At 53.8% G+C, this 21,242-nt stretch carries 19 protein-coding genes; 1 reads left to right on the top strand and 18 read right to left on the bottom strand.

Annotated features, from left to right (window positions below; all coding sequences use genetic code 11):
* Positions 1 to 28: 28 nt before the first annotated feature.
* Both ACTJIK_RS12045 and ACTJIK_RS12040 read right to left on the bottom strand, forming a co-directional pair.
* Positions 29 to 2,347, bottom strand: coding sequence for a M1 family metallopeptidase (locus ACTJIK_RS12045; protein ID WP_440646600.1), 2,319 nt, complete (start codon positions 2,345 to 2,347; stop codon positions 29 to 31).
* 11 nt (positions 2,348 to 2,358) lie between these two features.
* Positions 2,359 to 2,946, bottom strand: coding sequence for a HupE/UreJ family protein (locus tag ACTJIK_RS12040; protein ID WP_440646599.1), 588 nt, complete (start codon positions 2,944 to 2,946; stop codon positions 2,359 to 2,361).
* 69 nt (positions 2,947 to 3,015) lie between these two features.
* Between ACTJIK_RS12040 and ACTJIK_RS12035 the strand changes: the two genes are divergently transcribed.
* Complete coding sequence (locus ACTJIK_RS12035; RefSeq protein WP_440646598.1) at positions 3,016 to 3,504, top strand: DUF6702 family protein; 489 nt, start codon at positions 3,016 to 3,018, stop codon at positions 3,502 to 3,504.
* Here ACTJIK_RS12035 and ACTJIK_RS12030 read toward each other — a convergent pair.
* From ACTJIK_RS12030 to ACTJIK_RS11955, 16 genes are read right to left on the bottom strand one after another with little or no spacing between them, the layout of a single operon-like run.
* Positions 3,501 to 4,790, bottom strand: coding sequence for a phenylacetate--CoA ligase family protein (locus ACTJIK_RS12030; RefSeq protein WP_440646597.1), 1,290 nt, complete (start codon positions 4,788 to 4,790; stop codon positions 3,501 to 3,503). The genes ACTJIK_RS12035 and ACTJIK_RS12030 overlap by 4 nt on opposite strands.
* Positions 4,791 to 4,801: 11 nt before the next feature.
* The gene (acpS, locus tag ACTJIK_RS12025) at positions 4,802 to 5,164 is read right to left on the bottom strand and encodes a holo-ACP synthase (RefSeq protein ID WP_440646596.1); all 363 of its coding nucleotides are present in this window, start codon (positions 5,162 to 5,164) and stop codon (positions 4,802 to 4,804) included.
* The gene (locus ACTJIK_RS12020; RefSeq protein ID WP_440646595.1) at positions 5,164 to 6,843 is read right to left on the bottom strand and encodes a C45 family autoproteolytic acyltransferase/hydolase; all 1,680 of its coding nucleotides are present in this window, start codon (positions 6,841 to 6,843) and stop codon (positions 5,164 to 5,166) included. The genes acpS and ACTJIK_RS12020 overlap by 1 nt, the downstream gene beginning before the upstream one ends.
* A 1-nt stretch (position 6,844) precedes the next feature.
* Entirely contained in the window at positions 6,845 to 8,353 is a 1,509-nt protein-coding gene (locus tag ACTJIK_RS12015; protein WP_440646594.1) for a phytoene desaturase family protein, read from the bottom strand.
* A complete protein-coding gene (locus ACTJIK_RS12010) occupies positions 8,346 to 12,215 on the bottom strand; it encodes a 1-acyl-sn-glycerol-3-phosphate acyltransferase (RefSeq protein ID WP_440646593.1) in 3,870 nt (1,289 codons plus the stop codon). The genes ACTJIK_RS12015 and ACTJIK_RS12010 overlap by 8 nt, the downstream gene beginning before the upstream one ends.
* 8 nt (positions 12,216 to 12,223) lie before the next feature.
* Positions 12,224 to 13,414 (bottom strand): DUF2062 domain-containing protein, encoded by a 1,191-nt coding sequence (locus ACTJIK_RS12005; protein WP_440646592.1) that lies wholly within the window; start codon positions 13,412 to 13,414, stop codon positions 12,224 to 12,226.
* An 8-nt stretch (positions 13,415 to 13,422) separates the two neighbouring features.
* Entirely contained in the window at positions 13,423 to 13,785 is a 363-nt protein-coding gene (locus ACTJIK_RS12000) for a 3-hydroxyacyl-ACP dehydratase (protein ID WP_440646591.1), read from the bottom strand.
* Entirely contained in the window at positions 13,785 to 14,408 is a 624-nt protein-coding gene (locus ACTJIK_RS11995) for a hypothetical protein (RefSeq protein WP_440646590.1), read from the bottom strand. The genes ACTJIK_RS12000 and ACTJIK_RS11995 overlap by 1 nt, the downstream gene beginning before the upstream one ends.
* Positions 14,386 to 15,015 carry a LolA family protein gene (locus tag ACTJIK_RS11990; protein WP_440646589.1) on the bottom strand — a complete coding sequence of 210 codons (630 nt, stop codon included), beginning with the start codon at positions 15,013 to 15,015 and terminating at the stop codon, positions 14,386 to 14,388. Before ACTJIK_RS11990 ends, ACTJIK_RS11995 begins: the two co-directional genes overlap by 23 nt.
* Complete coding sequence (locus ACTJIK_RS11985; protein ID WP_440646588.1) at positions 15,008 to 15,778, bottom strand: polysaccharide deacetylase family protein; 771 nt, start codon at positions 15,776 to 15,778, stop codon at positions 15,008 to 15,010. Before ACTJIK_RS11985 ends, ACTJIK_RS11990 begins: the two co-directional genes overlap by 8 nt.
* Positions 15,772 to 16,809 (bottom strand): beta-ketoacyl synthase chain length factor, encoded by a 1,038-nt coding sequence (locus tag ACTJIK_RS11980; RefSeq protein WP_440646587.1) that lies wholly within the window; start codon positions 16,807 to 16,809, stop codon positions 15,772 to 15,774. The genes ACTJIK_RS11985 and ACTJIK_RS11980 overlap by 7 nt, the downstream gene beginning before the upstream one ends.
* A 5-nt stretch (positions 16,810 to 16,814) precedes the next feature.
* Positions 16,815 to 18,008: a beta-ketoacyl-[acyl-carrier-protein] synthase family protein gene (locus tag ACTJIK_RS11975; protein WP_440646586.1), complete on the bottom strand. Its 1,194-nt coding sequence runs from the start codon at positions 18,006 to 18,008 to the stop codon at positions 16,815 to 16,817.
* Positions 18,005 to 18,268 carry a phosphopantetheine-binding protein gene (locus tag ACTJIK_RS11970; RefSeq protein ID WP_120516750.1) on the bottom strand — a complete coding sequence of 88 codons (264 nt, stop codon included), beginning with the start codon at positions 18,266 to 18,268 and terminating at the stop codon, positions 18,005 to 18,007. Before ACTJIK_RS11970 ends, ACTJIK_RS11975 begins: the two co-directional genes overlap by 4 nt.
* A 5-nt stretch (positions 18,269 to 18,273) precedes the next feature.
* Positions 18,274 to 18,888 carry a hypothetical protein gene (locus ACTJIK_RS11965; protein ID WP_440646585.1) on the bottom strand — a complete coding sequence of 205 codons (615 nt, stop codon included), beginning with the start codon at positions 18,886 to 18,888 and terminating at the stop codon, positions 18,274 to 18,276.
* Complete coding sequence (locus ACTJIK_RS11960) at positions 18,885 to 20,132, bottom strand: NAD(P)/FAD-dependent oxidoreductase (RefSeq protein ID WP_440646584.1); 1,248 nt, start codon at positions 20,130 to 20,132, stop codon at positions 18,885 to 18,887. Before ACTJIK_RS11960 ends, ACTJIK_RS11965 begins: the two co-directional genes overlap by 4 nt.
* Positions 20,133 to 20,151: 19 nt before the next feature.
* Positions 20,152 to 21,219 (bottom strand): methyltransferase, encoded by a 1,068-nt coding sequence (locus ACTJIK_RS11955; protein WP_440646583.1) that lies wholly within the window; start codon positions 21,217 to 21,219, stop codon positions 20,152 to 20,154.
* Positions 21,220 to 21,242 lie beyond the last annotated feature (23 nt).

Below are 21,242 nucleotides of genomic sequence, written 5' to 3'. Positions count from 1 at the left end.
TGATACACAGGCTTTGACCGGGCCTTGCCTACTGTCTTGCCCGCTGCTGCATCGGGTTGCCGCTGTTGTTGGTGCCTCTCGGGCCACCTTCCATTTTGAACAGCTCGAACCTTGAAGGCACAGCCTGCCGCGGCCAGGAGTTATTCAGCTCACTGATGTCCGCCGTTTCCCTGTATGGGTCCAGGCGGATGGAGGTAACCTGCTTGTCTTTCGCGAACACCTTCGTTACTTTTATTTCATCGTGCCGCCAGATATACGCGGAAATACGTTCCACTTCTTTTGTGCCGTCTGCAAACGTCCACTCGATGATCAAAGGCATTACGTTGCCGCCTACATTGGAGAAGGTCAGCTCGTAGAAATTCTTTTTGCTTTCGTACAAACGTTTTTCTTCGGGCGTAAGGCTTGCCTGCATCTTGTTATAAGCCTCCGTCTGGTCGGGCGTTATGGCGTAGCGGTCCCATTTGTTGTAGAAGTCCTGCAGGCTGGTATCCTGTTCCACGGCGAACTTCACGCCTGCGGCTTTGTTGCGCGCCTGCGCGATGTGCGCGTCGTCCGCATTGGCGGCCTGTTGTTTCAGCTTGTTCTCCACTGCAGGGTTCTTCGTGTCCATCCGGTACCATTTCACGGAGTCGAGGGAGATATCAACAGGCTCTATGCCGAAGAACCATCCGCGCCAGAACCAGTCCAGGTCTACTGCGGACGCGTCTTCCATGGTCCTGAAGAAATCGCTCGGCGTCGGGTGTTTGAAGGCCCAGCGGCGGGAATATTCTTTGAAGGCATAATCGAACAGCTCGCGGCCCATGATGGTCTCGCGGAGAATATTCAGCGCGGTGGCCGGTTTCGCGTAAGCGTTCGGACCAAATTGTATAATGTTCTCGGAATTGCTCATAACGGGCTCCAGCTGGTCTTTCGGCAGCGACATATACTCCGTGATCCTTTGCGCGGGGCCGCGGCGTGAAGGGAAATTGTTGTCCCACTCCTGCTCTGCGAGGAACTGGCAGAAAGTGTTCAGCCCTTCATCCATCCAGCTCCACTGGCGTTCGTCGGAGTTCACGATCATGGGAAAGAAGTTGTGGCCTACTTCGTGGATGATCACGCCGATCATGCCGTTTTTGGTGGCTTCGGAATAGGTGCCGTCTTTTTCAGCGCGGCCGTAGTTGAAGCAGATCATCGGGTATTCCATGCCGTTGGCCGCTTCTACTGAAATGGCCACGGGATAAGGGTATGCGATGGTATGTTTGGAATACACCCGCAGGGTATGCGCCACCACTTTGGTGGAATAGCGGCGGTAGAGCGGGTAGGCTTCTGGGCCGTAGTAGCTCATGGCCATTACCTTTTTGCCTTCTACATTGGTGCCCATGGCATCCCATACGAGGCGGCGGGAGCTGACCCAGGCAAAGTCACGCACGTTCTGCGCTTCGAAGATCCAGGTCTTTTTGCCGGCGGCTTTATTTTTCATCGCGTTCTGCGCTTCATCGAGCGTTACGATCTCCAGCGGCTCTTTTGCGCCCTGGGCCTGCTGCCAGCGCTGGTATTGCGCGGGCGTCAGCGTTTCTTTGTAGTTGCGGCATTCGCCGGTGGCGCCCACGATATGGTCCGCCGGAACGGTCATTTTCACTTTGAAATCGCCGAACGTAAGGGCGAACTCTCCCCTACCGGTGAACTGCTTGTTCTGCCAGCCCTGGAAATCGGAATACACGGCCAGGCGCGGGTACCACTGGGCCATGGTATAAAGGTCGTTGTTGTCTTCGGGAAAATTTTCATACCCGCCGCGGCCCCCGAGGGTCAGGCGGTTGGCGATGTTGTACCACCAGCTCACGTTGAAACGGATCTTTTCGCCGGGCATGAGCGTTTTGGGCAGCTCAATGCGCATCATGGTCTGGTTGATGGTATATTTCAGGGCATTGCCTGCCGCATCGGTACATTTTTCGATGTTCACGCCGTGGCCAGGCTCCATGCCCAGGATGCGGGTAATGGAGCGGGAGGTCATCCTGTCGCGCATAGTGCTGCCGTCGAAGCTGTTGTTGTCGCTTTTCGGGTCGTGCTCGTTTTCGTCCAGCTGCAGCCAGATGTAAGTAAGCGGGTCGGGCGAGTTGTTGTAATAGGTGATGGTCTCTGCGCCGTTGAGCCTGCGTTTGGCTTCATCCAGCTCCGCGGTGATATCGTAATCGGCTTTTTGCTGCCAGTACTTCGGACCGGGCACGCCGGAAGCGGAACGGTACATATTGGGGTCTGCCAGCAGGTAACTCAGCTGCTCAAAGCGGTTGCCATGGTTGGAGCCCGGGTTCTGTGCCCGGAGCATCGCCGGGGCGGCCATCAGCAGGCAGGTGATTAGTTGCTTCCTCATATTCATATATTCTAGTGCATTAATTCTCTGAGTCTTTCTATGCTCATAATAAAAGCGGAGCCGAAAATGGCGGAGGAAAGGAACATGATCCAGTCCCGCCGCGCCATATTAGTAAGGTTCACTACGATCTGGGCCAGCAGCAGGATCACGGCTACGATCAGCACCTGCCCGAATTCCAGCCCCAGGTTGAAGGCCAGCAAAGGTTTCACGACGTTGGTCTGCGTGCCCAGCATACTTTTCAGGTAATTGGAAAAGCCCATCCCGTGTATGAGGCCGAAGAACAGGGCCAGGAAATAATTCAGCCGCAGGGTGGCGCCGGGCTTATCCCGCCGGATAATGTTCACCAGCGCGGTGATCACGATGGTAACCGGTATCAGGAACTCGATGAGCGCGGTAGGCACGCGGATGATGTTCAACACGCTGAGCGCCAGGGTAATGGAATGCCCTACCGTGAACGCGGTAACGAGTATCAATATCTTTTTCCAGTCTTTCACCAGGTAAACGGCGCACAGCGCCATTACAAAAAGAATATGATCGTAACCGTTCAGATCCGCAATATGTTTCCAGCCCTCTGCAAAATACAAGCTGAACTCCTCCATGGCGTAGATTTTTGTGTAACTTCGTAAGTATAAGCAAGACAAGTTTAAAAATAAAATTTTTGGTGGCAAATGGGAGTATTATTATGCAAATGGTTGTTGCCGGTGTGGATGAGCGCAGTGCATCCTTTTTATATGAGCGTAACGGAGATCAGGTACAACCAGCCGCGTAAGTCGCTGGAAGTGAGCTGCCGCATCTTTACGGACGACCTGGAGAATGCCCTCAAAAAGTACAATAAAACCAGCCTGGACATCATCAAACCCAAAGACCGCCCCGCGGTGGACTCGATGATTGCGCGTTATCTCCGCCAGCATTTCGCGCTGAGCGCGGACGGTAAAAAACTCCATCTCCGGTACCTCGGCTACCAGATATCCGAAGACGCTGCCTGGTGTTTCCTGGAAGTAATGCCCATGGCCCCTTTCAGGCACCTCGACATCCAAAACGACGTGCTCTACGCCGAGCATGACACGCAGGGTCACATGATCCACCTGATCGTGAACGACCAGCGGAAAAGCACCAAGATCGATAATCCAAAAGCTGCTGCCAGCTTCGATCTTTAACGGTTATCCAGGAATTTTACGGGTTTGCGGCTGCCTTCGGGGAACTGCATTTTAAGGATCTCCTGCATGGAGCAGTATTTCACCTGGGGTATTACCCTCAGTTTGGCCTGCAGGTACGATTTGATCCTGCGGTCCACGTCCTCGTTCACCTCTGTGGGGCTGAGGTGCAGCAATATTTCGTCGGTGCCTATTTCGTTGGAGAACACTTCAACGATAAATTCCTTCACTTCCTCCATATCGCTCAGCAGGTCGTACAGCGCGGGCGGGTACAGCGTGGTGCCTTTGTATTTGATCATTTGCTTGCGGCGGCCTATCACCGGGGAAAGACGGAGCGTCTGTCGGCCGCAGCTGCAGGGAGCTGTATCGTACTGGCAGATGTCGCCGGTTTTGTAACGCAGCAGGGGCATGGCTTCCACGCCTAACGTGGTGATGGTTACCTCGCCGGGTGCGCCGGGCGGCACAGGCTGGTCGTTTTCATCCAGCAGCTCCACGATCAGCAGCTCGGGGTGATGGTGCCCTCCCCTGCCGGCCTTGCATTCTGTAAAGGCGGTCTGCATTTCAGTAGAGGCATAGGTGGAAAAGAGCCGGATGTTCCATTTATCCGTGATCTTTTTGCCCAGCACGTTATAAGTATAATCGGTATTGCGGATGTTCTCGCCGATACAAACCGCTTTTTTGACGGACGATGCATTGATGTCGATGCCGTGCTCTTCCGCAAACGCGATCAGCTTGAGGATGAAGGAGGGAACGGCCACGATGGTGGTGGGCTGTATGCGGCTGATGTTCTCCCATTGCATGGAAGGTACGCCAGGCCCCACTCTCAGCACGCCGGCGCCTATTTTCCGGATGCCGGAGTAATAAGCCATCCCGGCCATGAACTGCCTGTCCAGCGTAAGCATCAGCTGGTAAATATCTTCGTCTGTGCCGCCGGCGCAGCTGAAGGAAATAAATTCATTGTAGGTAAGGCGCTCCAGGTCTTTTTCCGTTAAAGGAATGATCACCGGTTTGCCCAGGGTGCCTGAAGTGGAAGTGTACTCCGCGATCCTGCCTTTATCCACGCACAAAAAATCCCAGTTCCGCTGCTGCAGGTCTTCTTTGCCTACCACCGGAATACGGTGCAGGTCGCCAATGCCGCGGATGCTGTCTGTATCCAGCCCATGGCGGGCAAACCATTCCTTGTAGAAGGGCGAGAACTGCCGCAGGTAACCCAGCAGGTGCTGCAGGGCTTTTTCCTGGAACTGCCGGATAGCGGCGGGGGATTGCAATTCTATATCAGGTATGTACATAGTTCTTCCGGTTAGAAAATCACGACGGTGGCCATGGCCACGGCTTTTATGTGCGACATGGACAGCAATACGTTCAAACCCTCCATTTTCGGCGCCGCACTGCCGATGAGGAACAGCTCCGGCTTACCGGCTGCGTCGTTCCTGACCTCGATCTCGTTGAAATGAATGCCGCTTCCACCGTAGCCTGTCCCTAGCGCTTTCAGGAATGCTTCTTTGGCGGCGAACCTGGCGGCGTAGCTTTCAAACTTATTGACCTGTTTTTCGCAATAGGCGATCTCAAGCGGTGTAAACACCAGCTCGCGGAAGCCTTGCTCTTTCCCGATCTTGGCGGCTATCCGGTCCACTTCAACGATATCTGTTCCAATGCCCTGCATTATATTCTTTTATCACAATCGGCAATGCGCTGCAGTACATGATCTTTCTCGGCCCTGGTGGCTATTTCCTTCGTCAGCGCCTGCTGGTAATATTGTTTGGCTTTAACGTAATCTTTCTGACGGTAAAGATAATCACCTGCCAGCACATAGGCATGGTAATAGGCGGGGTTATCGGCCACGAGCCGCTCCACGTCCACAGCCTGCTTATCCATCACGGCGGCTTTCAGCGCCCGGAAGTCCATGAATTTTCGGTAACCGGCTGTTTGCAGGAAGCTGTCTGCCGGTACTGTCAGCGCGCTGTCGCAGATCTCATGGTCGGTTTGCAGGCCGTTCATGGCGAATACTTTTTTCAGGTCGTACGCCACGAATTCGCCGAGCTGCCAGGGCGCGGTGCTCACCCATACCTTCAGCCGCTTCGGCTCAAACACCACGGAGTGGTGGGCGATCAGCTGGTTCAGCGCCTTTTCGTTGCCCATGCCGATGTCCGCATCGTTCAGGCCTTTCTGGTCGCGGAGGATGGAAATGGTTTTTGTAACGGAGTTTTTGCCGTTGCGCTGCAGCAGCTCCTGCAAACGTTTATAGCGGTAAGGCGATGCGCTTTCGTCCAGCTGCTCTTTGTTGGGAGCCGAAGCGCCAAGCGTTTTGCTCTGGAAGTGGTTGGCGCAGGATATTTCATTGCCTTGGGGATCGTACAGCGCCAGCTCTTCCGGCGTTTTTTCGATGATGGCGGCCCGGTTGTCGTTCGCGGAGCCGATCAGGAAAGATTCCGACACGAACATTTTTCTTTTCTGCGCAATGGCATATGCTTCGCTGATATTCTTTGCGTACTGCAATATTTCCCTCGCCACCAGCGACACCGGCGTGGCCGAGCCGGAAGGCATGCTGGATTTGGCGGCGTTGATGGTAACGGTCAGCCCTTGTTCGTTCATGCCGGAAACCACGCCGGTAAAGCCCGCCCAGGTAATGAACATGAAGCGGTACCCTTTGTCCGGCTTGTAAAACGCGACGATCTTGTCTTCGGCGAATTTATCGCCTACATAAAAATCAAAGTTGCGGCCGATGATCAGCGAGCTGTCTTCCGAGCGGTCGTTCCAGGTGCCGAAAGACGTACAACCCACCAGGGCCATGGTTTGCAGGGCATGCCCGATATCGTGCGCGGCATGATAGTTCATGATGCGCTGGTAGTTGGAACCGATGAATTCGTATTTGGAACTGGCGGCGAAAGACACGCCGTAAATCTCTTCTTTGTATTCTTCCGGAACGTTTTCGTCCATATGCCGGTTGAACCAGCCGATGAGGTATTTCAGGAAATGCTGGTAGGTTTTGGATGGAACCATCTTGCCGATCTGTTCGGTGAAATGGTCTTCCTGCCGCTGCACCAGCTCTTCCGCGAGCTTCCCGTATACCACGCCCCTTTCGAACGGCTTGCCTTCGATATACATTTCATACAGGCCGCTGCGGCTCTTCCGGAACCAGCTGTTGTTCAGCGTGAAGGCGGTGGAATCCACCTGGCTGCGTTTCCATTGCAGGCTGCTTTTGTCCGCGATCTCCGGCGGATGCATCCTGGCAACGATGTAGAGGTAAACGATCAGGCCAATGAGCAGCAACGCAAAAAAGCCGAGGGTGAATAAAAAGAACCTCAGCAATTTCTTCCATATCGATCTCTTCTTTACTGCCATTTTATGCCATCTTGATATCGTGTAATAATTTTTCCATGTCCAGCAGTTCCGAGCAGGTTACTACTGAACTCATGCTCACGCCCAAAATGCCGTGCATGTTCAGGTTCTGCCCGGTGAGGAACAGGTTGTTCAGCTTCGTCCGGGAAGAGATGAAGGTACGCAAAGGATCGTTACTGTCCTTCAGAACGCCGTACATGGAGCCGTCTGAGGTGCCGATGTAATCGCGGAAAGACAGTGGCGTGGCCACGTAATAGCTCTGGATGCACTGCCTGATCACGGGGAAACGCCGTTCTACCATATCCAGCAGCTTTTCCGCCTTTTCTTTTTTAAATGCCTCATAATCCTCGCCACGGTCGCCCTCGCGGGAAACGGTATTGAATGTATCCACCCAGGGCGCTACGTCTTTGATGTTCATGTACGCCATGATGGAAAGGCCGTTGGCAAAACGGTGGTCTTTCGCATCGGGGGAAATAAACATGGCATAGCCGGTGGGCCAGGTTTCTTCGGTATAGTCGTGGCCGCCCCAAACGCTGTCCACACCATGGTAGTAATAATTGTAGTTCATGTGCGGGAACATGCCCGGCTTCAGCACGGCGTTCACCATAAGGGTGGAGTTGCCGTTCTCCAGCGATTTGATGCGGGAGCGGTATGCCTGGCGGATCACGTCGGACTCCAGCATGTCCAGCGTATTGGCCGGGTGAACATTGGAGATGAAGTGTTTGCCTGTGTATTGCTGTCCTGTTGCGGCTTCCACGAACTTCACCTCGTGGCCTTCCGCTACGATGCGTTTCACTTCCTGGTGTTTGATGAGCGTACCGCCGTTCTCGATGATCACGCGGCCCAGCCACTTGCCTATCTGTGATCCGCCGTTCACGCATTTCCAGGAACTTTCGATGTAACTGTTCAGCACCAGGGCATGCACATACATCGGCGTTTTGCCTTCCACGCCCGCGTACAGCGGGTTATTGGCGGCCAGCACCTGTGTGAGTCGGCGGTTGGGGCTGAGACTGTTGATATATTCGGCGGCATTGATGCTGAGCACGGATTCTTTTTCGTCAAAACCGCCCATGCGCAGGTTATACAGCGGGAACTTGGTGCAGATATACCGCAGCATCTCGCAATACTCGCGCAGGGCTTTTTCTTCGCCGGGAAAATCTTTCAGCAGTCCTTCAATGAAAAGCTCGTAACCCTGCGCCATTTTATATTCCTTGTTGTCTCCCGCAAACGCGATGCGGTCAAAACAATCCATGTCCAGCCGTTTCAGGTTGAGCTTTTCCATGATGCCCAGGTATTTGAAGATCTGGTACATGTTCTGCCCCGGCTCAAGCCCGCCCACGTAATGCACGCCGGAATCGAAAATGGTCCGGTCGCGGGTAAACGTTTGCAGGCATCCGCCTATCTGTTTGTTTTTCTCCAGCACACACACTTTGTAGCCGTTCTTGCTGAGGATCGCCCCACAGGTTAAGCCGCCCAGGCCACTGCCAATGATCACTACATCGTAATTATGCATATTGCTCGCTGAATGAATGTTTGATAATGAAAATAACGTTGGAAGTGAACTTCGTGTTATCGATCTGCTCCACTGTGCCCCCGCTTTTTTCCACGATGCTGCGCAGGGTGGAGGAAGAGAAGAACGACAGCTTGTTACCTGTTTTATTGAAACCCAGCAAACGTGTGCTGAAAAGTTCTGTCAACCGTGTGCCTTTATGCCTTTCGGTAAGGTCCGCATCGCCGTCGCGCACAACGATCACGCCGCCGGGATTCAGTTTCTGCAGGCACTGGCGCAACAGCTTTTCCTGCGCTTCGGGCTGCAGGTAATGCAATACGTCCAGTATCACGAAGGCGTCCTGGTTCGGGAGGTTGTACTGCGTGATGTCCGCTGCTTCAAAGCGCACATGTTCATTGCGGATGTAGCAGTGCTGCGCGGTGGCGATCTTGTCTTCGTCATAATCCACGCCCAGCACGGTTCTTTCCGGGCTCAAAAAGTGCAGCATGTAGCTCATAAAACCGTACCCGCAGCCAATGTCCATGATTTTCCCTTTTTCGGGCAGCAGCTCATGGAAAAGGGCGTAATTGTTTTCCAGCTTCGTTTTGATGCGCATGTACCATTCCAGCACCGGCCCTTTGTAAATATACTGGTAAACCAGCTGCTCGCGCCACCAGGCAGGCGTTTCGATGGATCTGCGCATCTGCTCGTATTCCTGTCTGAAATAACGGCTCACGAGCTTGGTGCGTGTGCTGTAATTGTCGCCCCAGCGGGCATCGCCGCGCTTTATGCGCGGTAATATCTTTTGTGTAACGGTGCCGTTCTTCAGCAGGAAGTCGCCTTTAGACATCGTGTAGGCGGTGCCGTGAAGCACCACGGGAATGATATCCAGGTTTAATTCCTCTGCCAGGTAAAAAGCGCCTTTATGAAAACGTTTGATCTGCGCATCGGGGGAACGGGTGCCTTCGGGGTAGATAACGATGGAATAACCATTCTCCACCCTGTCGCGCAGCTTGTCTATACTGGCTTCTGCGCCTTCGGCCACGGGGTAGTAGTCCGCCATCTTCACCACGTATCCGAACAGCGGCGAGTTGTATACCCATTGGTTGGTCAGCAGCACCACGTTCGGCGTCATGGCGGTAGACATCAGGATGTCCAGGAACGACTGGTGGTTGCTGATAATCACCGCAGGTTTCTTAAAATCTTCCCCGGTTGTGTTGATCGTCACCTTTTTGATATTGCCCATGATGTGCAGCAGGCTCCACGTGAATTTGGACAGTATCCAGTGGTATATCTTTTTCCCTTTTTCGAGGTGGATGAAGTTGATGCGGGTCAGTATCACGCCTATCACCGTCAGCAAAACGGCGCCCAGGGTATAATACGTAAACGCGAACATGGACTTCGACCAGCTCCAGAGCGTCCATGGCGGCCGTTTCCCTTTGTTCACGCGGCTGGTGATCAGGAAGTTGAAGAAGAACGGGATCAGCACCTGCGAGGTAACCACCACGCAACTGATGCCGATCACCGCTATCAGCGCGATGGAACGCAGGGATGGATGCTGCGCGAAAATGAGCACACCCAGCCCGAGTATGGTAGTGATGGCGGAGAAAAAGATGGAAGACTTGAAAGAAGGCAAATGTTTGCTGCCGGTCTTGTATTCCTGTTGCAGCCCGTCCATCGTGAAAATGCTGTAATCGTCGCCCAGGCCGAAAATAAAGGTGGAAAGGATGATATTGACGATGTTGAACGGGATGCCGAAGAGGCCCATGATGCCAAGGATCCAGACCCAACTGATGAGCATGGGGATGAAGGTGATGAGCGCCAGTTCTATCCTGCCGTAAGACAGCAGCAGCGCGAAGAATACGAGCAGGGAGGTCATCCACGCGATCGTGTTGAATTCTTCTTTGATCAGCTCAGCCAGGCGGTTGGCGGTGTATTGTTTGTCTATCACCACGGTGCCGGCCTGGTTTTCCAGGGCCGCGTACACCTCCGCTTTACGGGCCGGGTCCACCTTTAGCAGGCTGGAAACGGAGGCGGATTGCGGCTTCAGCGTCACCAGGTCGTTGATCCCGTTCACTTGCAGCAAAGCAGACTTCTCAGGGGAAATAACGTTGTAATCCTTTTTTATCAGTTGTTCGAACGGGTCGAACGCGGCAGGCCTGAATTTGTAGACCTCCCCTTCTGTTCTCAGCAGCCGCATCAGGCTTTGCTGCTTTTCCGGCGTCCAGTAAGCTTTCCATCGGGCGATCCTCTCAGCCTGCTCCTGTTCGGATAACAGGAGTCCGCCGGTGCCGGCAACTTTTTTAATGGCGCCGGAACGGGTAAGGCGCTGCAATACAGTGTCCGCCCGCTCGCGGTGCTGCAGGGCTTCGTTCAGGTTCCTGCCTTCAGACAGCATGTATACGCTTTGCGCGGTATATGCATTCAGCCTGTTCAATTGTGCCTCCGCCTTCTGCAAATGTTCCGGCATAAAGTTCATCCGCATCATATCGCTTTCGAACGTAACGTTGCGCGCGGTGAAGAAGAACACGACCGTGAGCAGGAGGATGCCGCCAACGAGATATTTATTGCGTTCAGGCCGCCACTGGCTAAGCCTGTCGATGATATTATGGCGGGAAACCTTTTCCTGCGCGGGCTTGCCCAACACCACCAGGTGCGGGAGAATGATAAGGGAAAACAATGAAGCGCCGATGAGGCTGAATGCGGCAAACAGCCCGACATCCTGCAGCATGGGCGATTTCACGAATTGCAGGCAGAGGAAGCCGCCTACTGTCGTGAAGCTGCCCACGGTCATGGGCATGGCCAGGTCGCGGATCACCTGCCGGATATCCGGCAAATGGCGGTAGTGATTGAACACATGCAGCGAATAGTTCACCGCAATGCCCAGCACCACGCAGCCTGCGCCCAGCGCAATCACGGAAATACCGCCCTGTACGAGGTACACCATGGCCACGGAGAACACCGCGCCAAATACGACCGGCAGCATTACCAGCAACGGCGCCCGTTTCCGCCTGAAAAACAATGCGATGAGCACGATCAGCAGCAGCACCGTAATGCCCTGTGTGAGGTAAGTGTCCTGCCGCAGCTGCATAGCGTTGCCGACGGACACGGCCGTTGCGCCGAAGTAACTGATGCCCGCGGTTTTGTGAACCGTTTGCACTGTGTCTATCCAGTTGTCAAGATTGGCCAGGAAGTTTTTGTTCTTACCCGTTTCATTCGGCGGATGCGTGGGCGTGATGAACAGCAGGATGTTGCGATGGTCTTTGCTCATCACAAATCCCTCGTACAGTTCAAACCGGTCGTCTACCTGCAACGCCTGCAGCTTCTTAACGCCCAGCCATGAAATACCCACAGGATCGGCCTGTATCACCTGTTTCAGCACGATGCCCGCCGGGGAGATCAGTGTATTGTAATTCGATTCAACCGTTTGCTTTATTTTTTCAGGAGCGATCAGCGAATCGATCTGTGCATAATCTTTTTCGTCCAGGAAAACGGGCAGATGCTCCTGCACGGTGTTCACCAGGCCCATGATCATCCCGTCGTCCGACTGGCCCTGCACGGCTTTGATATCCGCCGCCAGCTGTCCGTTCTGCAGCCCGGCGAGGAATTGCTGCGCCGTTGCGGTAAGACTGTCAGGCTCCGCCGGCGCGGGGGTATCTTTTTGCGAAACCATGATCACCAGCTTGTCCGCGAATTTCGAGTTCTGCAGGAACTGGCTCAGCTGGTCAATTTTTTTATCCCTGGGAAGGATGCGGGTAATATCTTCTTCCAGCTTTATCTGCGAGGCCAGCACGCCGGCAACGGCAAATAAGCCCAGCGTAAACAGCCACAGCAGCCATTTACGGGCGTTGAAGAAATTATAGATGGATATAAAGAATGTTCCCATGGTCAATATTACTGGTTAACCGCCACCCGTTTTTTCCTGAAAACAGACAGCAGCAGGTACGTTACCGTTCCGGCCAGCAGCCCCGCGATCACGGCCAGCGTAATGGCGCCCGTAATATACTGGAACAGGTTCTGCTTCATGGAATCGATCGTAAGTTCTTTGCTGAAGATCACCCAGGTGGCGTCTTCCGCCACATACAGGCGCCCCGTGACGAAGCTCAGGTAAATGATGAGCGGGATCACCGGCGGAATGCTGATGTTCGCTGCAATGATCACCAACGCCTTGTTCAGCCTCCACCATGCCGCCAGCGCAAGCGCCACCAGCATCTGGAAACCCCAGATCGGCACAATGCCCATAAACACGCCGAAGCCGACGGACAGGGCTTTACGGCCGTTCGTTTCCTCAGGGCTCAGCAGCACGTTCCTCAGCACCTGTTTCAGGCCGCCCTTGGAAAACAATAGCCGGATAAAGTTGCGGGGGTGGATGTAAAGGAACGCAATCGTTACCAGCACCGTGTTCAGCACGCTGATGCGTGAAAAATCGCGGAAGGGCCTGAAGTGGGATACCCGTTCCTCCGCCGGCGGGTAATACACCTGCACCGGCACCCAATCCACCTTAATGCCTTTCCATGAACTTTTCACCAGCACTTCTATCTCGAATTCGTACTTCCGGCAGGCAAACCGCATCTTCTTCATGGCATGCAGGGGGTACAGGCGGTAACCGGACTGTGTGTCCGGGCCCTTCAGCCCTGTTTCCACGTAGAACCAGAAGTTGGAGAATTTGTTGGCAAACGTATTCTTACCCGGCATGTTCTCCTGCTGCAAATTTCTTGCGCCAATGAGGATAGCCCGGGGCTCTGTCTCTAATTTTTCAAGGAACACAGGGATGTCGCTGGCAAAGTGCTGCCCATCGGCATCGATCGTAATGGCATAGTCGTAACCCTGTTCTATCGCGTATTTGAAGCCGCGGCGCAGCGCTATGCCTTTACCCTGGTTGGGCGAATAAGACACAACGGATACCTGCGGGAAATCGGCCAGCACCTCGGCGGTATGGTCTGTAGCGCCGTCGTTCACCACGATCACGTGGCTGGTATAGGATAACACGTCCCGCAATACATCGCCGAGAGTTCCGGCGTTGTTGTAGGTAGGCACCAGCACGCAGATCTTCCCGGCGCTGAATTGCGGTTCGTATGTTGGCAAAGGTCCCATTATTTAAATCGCCCCTGGAATTTCAGGAAAACGGTTGCATCGTGTTTTATGACAGCGGTGGTTTTGTAAGCAGTATCGTCCGCCGTCCAGGCGATCTCTACAGTCACCTGCGGCGCCTGCCTCGGGTCTATCATGTTGAGGAACTTCATATTGGCGGCTTTCTCCACCAGCAGTTCCTTACCCACAGCGGCAGACAGCAGCTCCTGGACGGTTTGCATCATACAAACCCCCGGCACCACCGGCTGATCAGGGAAGTGGCCTTCAAAGATCGGGTGGGCGGCGTTCCAGGCAATAACAGCGTGAACAGACTGTGCGTCCGGCTGCTGTTGGGAAACGATTGTAAAGAATTTTCCTGTCAACATTATTTTTCCACTCGTTGTGATGAAATAGTGAATTTAACTTTTTTATGCTGCACCAGCAGGCTGTCCGGCACCCCGTTGCGGTAATGCGTCATGAACGCCTCTACCACAGGCTTGCGCCTCGAACCGTTCTCCACGCGCAGCAGCGCCTGGCAATCTCCGTCGGTGATGTAGTAGATCTTCCCTTTCGGAAGATCGAACGCGATGTAACGTTGCCCGTTCATCGTGTATAATGTCGCCGTTGCCGGGTCCTGGCGCATGAGGATCATTTCGAAATCTTTTTTCAGCGTTTTCACTACCGCTTTTTTATCCATTTTGGGCAGCATGTAGTGTTTGGTGAAACGCCCGTCTTTGCTGAATTCGAAATCGAAAAATTTCATGCCCATCTCGCTCATGAACACTACCCGCATGCTGCTGTCTTCCATGGGCTTGAAATACAGCAGGCCCGAAAGATGATGCTGCAAAATGTCCACCTGCGTGGCGTACAGCACCGGCTGTTCTATTTTCGGGCGGAAGCGTTCCAGGCATACGCTCATATCATTGTCAAGGCGCTGCAACCCGCGGTAAGCGGAGCTGCAGGAGGCCAGCATTACCAGCATCAGGCTATTTAAGAGCAAATATCTCATCAGCAATGGGAACGTTTGTTTCTTTCTGATTAAAACTGATGATGGTATCGTCTCCCGAACGCTCGTGCATGGTGATCTTTATGACGGACAGGTCTTTTTTGTCCACCAGCAGGTCGATGGACGCGAAGAAGTCCTTCATGCCTTTGCTCACAGGCGTCATCTGCAGCAGGTAATACTGCGCGTTCTCCTGCACTTTCGTGGCAAAATCCTTATTCCCCAGCACATTGCCCTGCACGCAGTCTGCCGTTATCTTGCTGATCTGTTCGAATAATTTGTTGCCGCTGGTAGAAATGTTTTTGTCTGTCCTGGCGTCTTTGATGCGGAAATTCTTCCCGTTGATCACCATCAGGTAATACGAGGGGCTGCTGTATTCCATCCGCACCTTGTTCTCTTTCTTGAACCAGAACTTTCCTTTGCTCACTATTTTGTCAGACAGCAGGCTGAGGTGCTTCTCCTGCACAAAATCGCTCTTGATGGTGTTGGTTTGCTGCGCGGCTTTGGCGAACTGCTGCCTGAACTGCTCCATGTTGCCCACGGGCTTGAAACCCGTTTGGGCAGCGGCGTTCAGGGCTGCAAAACAACAACACAATAAGATCCATTTACGCATAAGCCGGTATGTTTAAAAGTTCATCAATCCGTTTAATGGCGAAACCTTCCCGCTGCAATTTCTTGATCAGCGCGGGCAGTATGTTCGCCGTGGCTTCGCAGGTATCGTGAAACAGGAAGATGTCTCCCGCTTTTATATTTTTCGTCACGCGTTCAAACAGCTCGTCTTCATCTTTGATCATGGTATCCAGCGAGCGGATGCTCCAGCCCACTGAAATAAGATCAAATTTTGCGACCGCCTTCGCCAGCATGGGATTGGTAACGCCGTATGGCGGGCGGAAAAGTTTGGGTGTTTCCCCTATCGCCCGCGCGATCTCTTCATTCGCTTTTTGCAGGTCCGCCTTCATTTTGAAGGTGGGATACAGGTCGAAAAGCGTATGATGGGAATAGCTGTGATTGCCCACCAGGTGGCCTTCGGCATGTATCCTGCGAAGCAGCTCAGGCTCGGCGGCAACGCGCTGGCCGATACAAAAAAAAGCGGCAGGCACCTGGTGCTGCCGGAGAATGTCCAATATCTTCGGGGTATATTGCTGAACAGGGCCGTCGTCGAAAGACAATGCTACCGCTTTCTCCTTTGTATCGGCCCTGCACAATGTTTTGATGAAATAGTTTGAATTCACACGGCTTGCGCCCCAGGCGGAAAAGCCCGTCACTACTGCCAGGGGAACGAGCAATATCCAGAACGGGATATACCCCATCCTGTACTGGTACAGCAGCACAAAAAAGACCAGCAGGCCCAGATATGTAACCCAGTCTCTCAGCATGCGCTTAATAAAATGAGTGAATGATGTTTGCCGTTCGCGTGATTCCAGATCAGTATCTTTTCCGGCGCAGCCGGCGTATCGCCTTTGAACATGGCGGCGGCAGGCACTGTGCCGTTCTTTAATATTCCTGCTCCCATCCACATGGCAAATGCGGCAGCAGTCGGGTACTCGCCGCACAAATGTTTGAAAGCCGCCACCGGCACGTCGTTGAAAAGCTTTTCTTCCACGGGCGTATAGTAGCTGTCATTCTTCACATCTCCGTTCCTGCCCGTCAACAGCAGGTCCGGCTTGCCATAACGTTCCAGGAATGCCGCGATATGCGCCGTTGTTTCTTCTTCCGAAGACGGATTGTACAACATTTCAACTGCCGTCAGCCCAGCGATGGAATTTTCTTTCTTTTCCGCGCCCAGCACAAAAAACGCAGCGCCTTCTCCCGCAATGGTGCCCCGGGTATTGGAGTGCAGCAGTTCTCCCGTAGCCACGTTTTTATACAGCCTGAAACGGGAAAGAATACTGTGGGAATAATCCGTGATCTCGTCTACCGCGCCGGCCAGTATCTGCCTTGAAGGGTCTTCCGCGAGCAGCAGCAGGCTGTCCTGCAAGGCGTTTTCCAGCGAAAAGGCGCCGTGAACGAAAGTATTGTTATAAGCATGGCAGCCCAGCATCAGCGCGATCTGCCCGCTTACGGTATTGTGCGTGCTTTGAATGAAAGCTGTTGGTGTGAGCATGTCTTCCTGCTGCATCACGAGTTTGTTGAGGAACACGCCCGTGTCCGCCAGGCAGCCGTAGGCCGTGCCCATCACGATCGCATCGGGCATGGCAAGGTTTGCATCCTGTAAGCTGATGTGCGAAGCGGCCACTCCCATCTTGATCACACGACCCATCCGGCGGATCTGCTTAATATCGATCCACTGTTTGTAATCCGGGTCCGCCACAGGCAAACGGTCTCCCTGGTGCTCCCGGACAGTTCCGGAGAACAGGGCGTTATCCTGGGCGGATACACAACCGGCGCCTTGTATGTATGCTTGCATATGCTTCATTCCTTTGAAAATACGAGGCTCGAGCAATTGCCGCCGAAGCCGAATGAGTTGGACATCACGTGCCGCAGCGCGTTGCCTTTCGAAAAGACTGTTACCGGGCTGAACGGGATCTCCTTCATCTGCGTGGTAAAATTTGCGTTCGGGTAAATGATGCCTTCGCGGAGGGCCCAGGCGGAAAATACCGCTTCAATGCCGCCGCTGGCGCCGAGCGTATGCCCTGTAAAGCTTTTTGTGGAGCTTGCGGGCGGATAAGCAGGCGCGAAAAGCCGCTCCACCGCCAGCCCTTCAGAACTGTCGTTGTTCTGCGTGCCGGTGCCGTGGAGGTTGATGTAACCGATCTCCGAAGGCGCTACCCCGCTCATTTCCAGCGCTCCCTGCATGGCTTTGAAATTGCCGATGCCTTCCGGCGAGGAAGCGGTTTGATGGTAGGCGTCGTTCGCATTGGCAAAGCCGCTGAGCCTGCACCAGGGTTTGATCTTTTTCGCGATCCCGTCGCTCACGAGCACAACGTATCCCGCGCCTTCGCCGAGGTTCAGCCCGGTGCGGGTATCGTCGAACGGGCGGCAGGCCTGCTGGTCCAGGATCATGAGAGTGTTGAAACCATTGAGGGTGAAACGCGTGAGCGAATCGGTGCCCCCGGCTATCACCACGTCCAGCATACCGGCGCGGATCATGCGCGCGCCGTACATCAGCGCGTTGGCGCCTGAAGAGCAGGCGGTGCTGATGGTGGATACATGATGCCGGATGCCCAAAGCGTCCGCCACCAGTTCCGTTACCGAGCCGCATTCATGATGCACCACTTCTCGCAGATGCCCTTTGGAAGCGTCTTCCAGGAAGGCTTTCATGAAATCCTCCGTTTTATCCATGCCGCCAACGGTGTTGGCGGATACAAAGCCGGCGCGGTATTGGGAAATATTTCCCAAGCCTGCGCTCTGCCAGGCTTCTTTGGCAGCTATCATACTCAGCAAAGCGGTTCTGCTCCAATGCGCAGGCATGCCGGCCTTTCCGGCCAGCTCCACGTTGCCGGCCTTCACTTCCACTACCGGGAACGTGTTGGCGTGCACGGATTGCAGGTGTTCCATTTTGCGCATCCCCGGCTGCATTTTTTCAAATGCAGCAATGCACTGGCCAAGGTCATGGCCAATGCCGGAAATAACGCCTCCGCCTGCTATCCATACTTTTCCGTTCATGCGGTCTTGTTTTTCTCCGCAGTGATATATTCAGCCATGGTGCGAACGGAATAAAAAATATTCGGCCCGTCCTCTGGTTTGGCGATACGGATGTTGTGATGCTGCTGCAGCAAAACGATCAGCTCCAATGCATCGATAGAATCCAGTCCCAGCCCTTCTTTGAACAAAGGCTGGTCATTCCCGATGTCTTCCGGTTTTACTTCCTGCAAATTCAATTGCTGAATGATCTGGGCTTTCAGATCTGCCATCAACTTTTCCATATATGTTATCTGTACAATTTTTCAACTTCTTCCGCGGTAAACGGCCAAGCCATGCCGCGGCTGTTTTTTTCGACAAGGAACAACGCGGCTTCGTAACCTGCGTGGTATTGCTCCACCCAGCCGCAGATGCAGGCGTTTATGGCGCCTGTATCCAGCAGTTGCCGCACGTATCCTGTTATAAATTCAATATCGAAATGATCGTCGATAAAGAACGCGTTCTCGCCCTTGAACTTGTGGCGTATGCTGATCTCCCCGATCACGATATTGGGGAGGGTGTATACGAACAGGGCGGGACTGGCTATTTCGCTGACGGTTTCGTAATAACGTTCGTCCGTATCCAGGCTGCTGCTGGTGTTGGCCAGCACTATGCCTGTCTCTCCGGGAGCGTACATATCCATCGGCGTATCCTGCAGCAGTATTTCCGTAGCGGCCCAGCCCAGCTTGCTGAGCAGGTCCATTTTATGGAACTTCGGGTACTGGCCGCTGTAGCGGTCGTACAGGCTGCGCAGGAATTCCGGCAGGTCGGTATCTTTCGATTCAAATACCCTGCTGCCGTTCCGTGTCACTGCATGATCGCGGATCACACAGGCCGAGGTGATATATGCGCTGTTGTTACTCACGCCGTCGGGTTTAATTTATCTGTCAGTTCAATGAGGCGCGCCAGCCTTTTGAGCGCATCTTCATGACTTTTTACGTAAGGATTGCTTTCGTCCCACACGTAACCGGCCAGTACGGAGCAGATCTGCTGTTTGATCAGCGGGTCCGGGTTCCTGCTGAAGAAAATAGTGTCCAGCGTGCCTTCATACCAGGCCATCACGTAGGAGCGGAACACGTTCACGCCCTGCATGGTGGGTTGCATGTATTCTTTTTCCCAGTCCACCGCTTCGCCTTTCAGCTTCCTGATCACCAGCTTTGCCGCCGTTTGCGCGGAAACGGTAGCCAAAGTTACGCCGGATGAGAAAATCGGGTCCAGGAATTCCGTTACGTTGCCGGTAAGCACAAATCCCTCGCCATAAAATTTATCGGTGGTGGCGCTCCAGGCTTCCAGCTTGCGCGGTTCGAACACGAAGGGCACGTCTTTGAAACGCTCTTTCGTATAAGGCTCCGAATCGAGCATGGCGCGGAACTGCTCTTCCGGCGTACCGCTGAAGCGGTCGTGGAAGGTATGATCGCCCACGAAACCCACGGATGTTACGCCGGTGGAAAAGGGAATGATCCAGATCCACACGCCTTTTTCGTGCACAACGGCGGTGATGCGGTTAGGCTCGTCCGCCATGGAACGGCGGATGTCGTTGGTATGGGCGAAAAGCGCTTTGCGGGGCTGGAGAACGGATTGTTTTTCCAGGTTGAACAGTTTCGGGATCACACGGCCGTAACCGCTGCCGTCCACTATAAAACGGGCTGCTATCTGCTTTTTATTGCCATGAATATCTTCCACGGTTGTTACGGAATCGGAGCCGGAAAATTGAATGGCCGTCACGGTTGTTTCGTATTCCACAGGCACGCCCATCTTTTCGACGGTATTGGCGAGGGTGAGATCGAATTCCGCGCGGGGCACCTGCCAGGTCCAGGTCCAGCCGGGTGTATGCTGTTCTTCAAAGGTGAAATCGCAGACCTTGCCATTTTTGACGAACTTGGCGCCGAATTTCTTCTGGAAGCCGCGCTCCGAAACGGCTTCAACGAAACCTGCTTCGGTAAGGGCATCCATGCAGCGGGGTAAGAGGCTTTCGCCGATCACGAAACGCGGAAATTTCAGCTTTTCGACGATCTTAACTGAATAACCGGCTTTGTTGATTATGGATGCGGCTACCGTTCCGGCAGGGCCGGCGCCTATTACAAGTACATCCACCTTTTCAGTTTGCATATTAAAGGGTTTAAATTTTCTAAGCTTTCACGCAACGCAGCAGGGTGTAGCTCAGCCCTACATTGTTATTCTCCAACACTACCTCCAGCCCGGCGGCGCGGATGCAGGCGAAGAAATCGTCTGTATGGTACATCTGGCTGTTGCCGTTGGCAATGGCGGTGAAATAAAGGGATGTTTGCTGTAAACAGAAAGCAGCCGATTTGAACTGCTGTTTGTTCCAGAAAGGTTCAAGTATAAAAACGCTGCCGCCTTCGTTCAGCGCTTCCCGGCAACGGCGCAGGATGCTGATGATCTCGGCTTCGGAGAAGCAGTCCAGGAACTGGCTCATCCAGATCACGTCGAAACCTTTCGCGAAGGGCAGGCTCTCGTCGAGAATATCTGTTTCGTAAAATGAAACACGGTCTTCCAGGCCGGCTTCTGCAATATTTTTCCTCGCCACATTTACCTGCACGGGCAGGTCCATGATGGTGATATGTACATCCGGGTCGTGTTTGGCGCAGGCCATGGACCATTTACCGGTGTTGCCGCCGATGTCCAGCAGCGATTTGGGCTGATGTTCGAATACGATAGGCAGCACGCCGGGGAAAGCCAGATCGGAATAGTAGTGGTCGAAATTGAACCAGCTGGTGCGGGAAGGCTCCGGGAGGATGGAAAGGCCCTGGTAGATGGTTTCCCAGGGGCCCAGCTCCTGCAGGCCGCGGGGTTTGCCTTCGGTAAGACTGTCCTGCAGATGATACATGGCCTTATAACATACATCATGCGAGAAGTCCATATTGATGCGGGTGAGCGTATCGCTGAGGATAAAGAACCCGGTTTTGGTAAGCGTATATCTTTTATCGTTCACCACCAGCATTTCGAGGCCCAGGCCTGCTTCGAGCAACACGCGGGCGGAGTAGCGCGAAAGTTTCACGTGCTCCAGTATCTCTTCGATGGTAACGCCATTCATGCCACTGTCCGCCACTACCTGCAGGATGCCCAGGTCTCTCAGCGCTTTGGAAGCCTGGAAAGCTATCGGCGCGAACGCCAGCCAGAGCGCCTGTTCTTTAGCCTGTAATGCGGTTTTCGTTTCCTTGGTAAAAAAATTCATCGGTGATCTGCTTTTTTTAAAGA

The organism is Chitinophaga sp. 22620 (assembly GCF_052044405.1).
In the GTDB taxonomy this organism is placed as follows: domain Bacteria; phylum Bacteroidota; class Bacteroidia; order Chitinophagales; family Chitinophagaceae; genus Chitinophaga.
Note: the sequence above shows the minus strand (reverse complement) of the source record. Positions and strands in the feature narration are given on the sequence as shown.

What these genes read in the sequence shown, in the direction of transcription:
- ACTJIK_RS12045 (WP_440646600.1), bottom strand. Translation starts at nt 2,347, where the DNA reads ATGAGGAAGCAACTAATCACCTGCCTGCTGATGGCCGCCCCGGCGATG.
- ACTJIK_RS12040 (WP_440646599.1), bottom strand. Translation starts at nt 2,946, where the DNA reads ATGGAGGAGTTCAGCTTGTATTTTGCAGAGGGCTGGAAACATATTGCG.
- ACTJIK_RS12035 (WP_440646598.1), top strand. Translation starts at nt 3,016, where the DNA reads ATGGGAGTATTATTATGCAAATGGTTGTTGCCGGTGTGGATGAGCGCA.
- ACTJIK_RS12030 (WP_440646597.1), bottom strand. Translation starts at nt 4,790, where the DNA reads ATGTACATACCTGATATAGAATTGCAATCCCCCGCCGCTATCCGGCAG.
- acpS (WP_440646596.1), bottom strand. Translation starts at nt 5,164, where the DNA reads ATGCAGGGCATTGGAACAGATATCGTTGAAGTGGACCGGATAGCCGCC.
- ACTJIK_RS12020 (WP_440646595.1), bottom strand. Translation starts at nt 6,843, where the DNA reads ATGGCAGTAAAGAAGAGATCGATATGGAAGAAATTGCTGAGGTTCTTT.
- ACTJIK_RS12015 (WP_440646594.1), bottom strand. Translation starts at nt 8,353, where the DNA reads ATGCATAATTACGATGTAGTGATCATTGGCAGTGGCCTGGGCGGCTTA.
- ACTJIK_RS12010 (WP_440646593.1), bottom strand. Translation starts at nt 12,215, where the DNA reads ATGGGAACATTCTTTATATCCATCTATAATTTCTTCAACGCCCGTAAA.
- ACTJIK_RS12000 (WP_440646591.1), bottom strand. Translation starts at nt 13,785, where the DNA reads ATGTTGACAGGAAAATTCTTTACAATCGTTTCCCAACAGCAGCCGGAC.
- ACTJIK_RS11995 (WP_440646590.1), bottom strand. Translation starts at nt 14,408, where the DNA reads ATGAGATATTTGCTCTTAAATAGCCTGATGCTGGTAATGCTGGCCTCC.
- ACTJIK_RS11990 (WP_440646589.1), bottom strand. Translation starts at nt 15,015, where the DNA reads ATGCGTAAATGGATCTTATTGTGTTGTTGTTTTGCAGCCCTGAACGCC.
- ACTJIK_RS11985 (WP_440646588.1), bottom strand. Translation starts at nt 15,778, where the DNA reads ATGCTGAGAGACTGGGTTACATATCTGGGCCTGCTGGTCTTTTTTGTG.
- ACTJIK_RS11980 (WP_440646587.1), bottom strand. Translation starts at nt 16,809, where the DNA reads ATGCAAGCATACATACAAGGCGCCGGTTGTGTATCCGCCCAGGATAAC.
- ACTJIK_RS11975 (WP_440646586.1), bottom strand. Translation starts at nt 18,008, where the DNA reads ATGAACGGAAAAGTATGGATAGCAGGCGGAGGCGTTATTTCCGGCATT.
- ACTJIK_RS11970 (WP_120516750.1), bottom strand. Translation starts at nt 18,268, where the DNA reads ATGGAAAAGTTGATGGCAGATCTGAAAGCCCAGATCATTCAGCAATTG.
- ACTJIK_RS11960 (WP_440646584.1), bottom strand. Translation starts at nt 20,132, where the DNA reads ATGCAAACTGAAAAGGTGGATGTACTTGTAATAGGCGCCGGCCCTGCC.
- ACTJIK_RS11955 (WP_440646583.1), bottom strand. Translation starts at nt 21,219, where the DNA reads ATGAATTTTTTTACCAAGGAAACGAAAACCGCATTACAGGCTAAAGAA.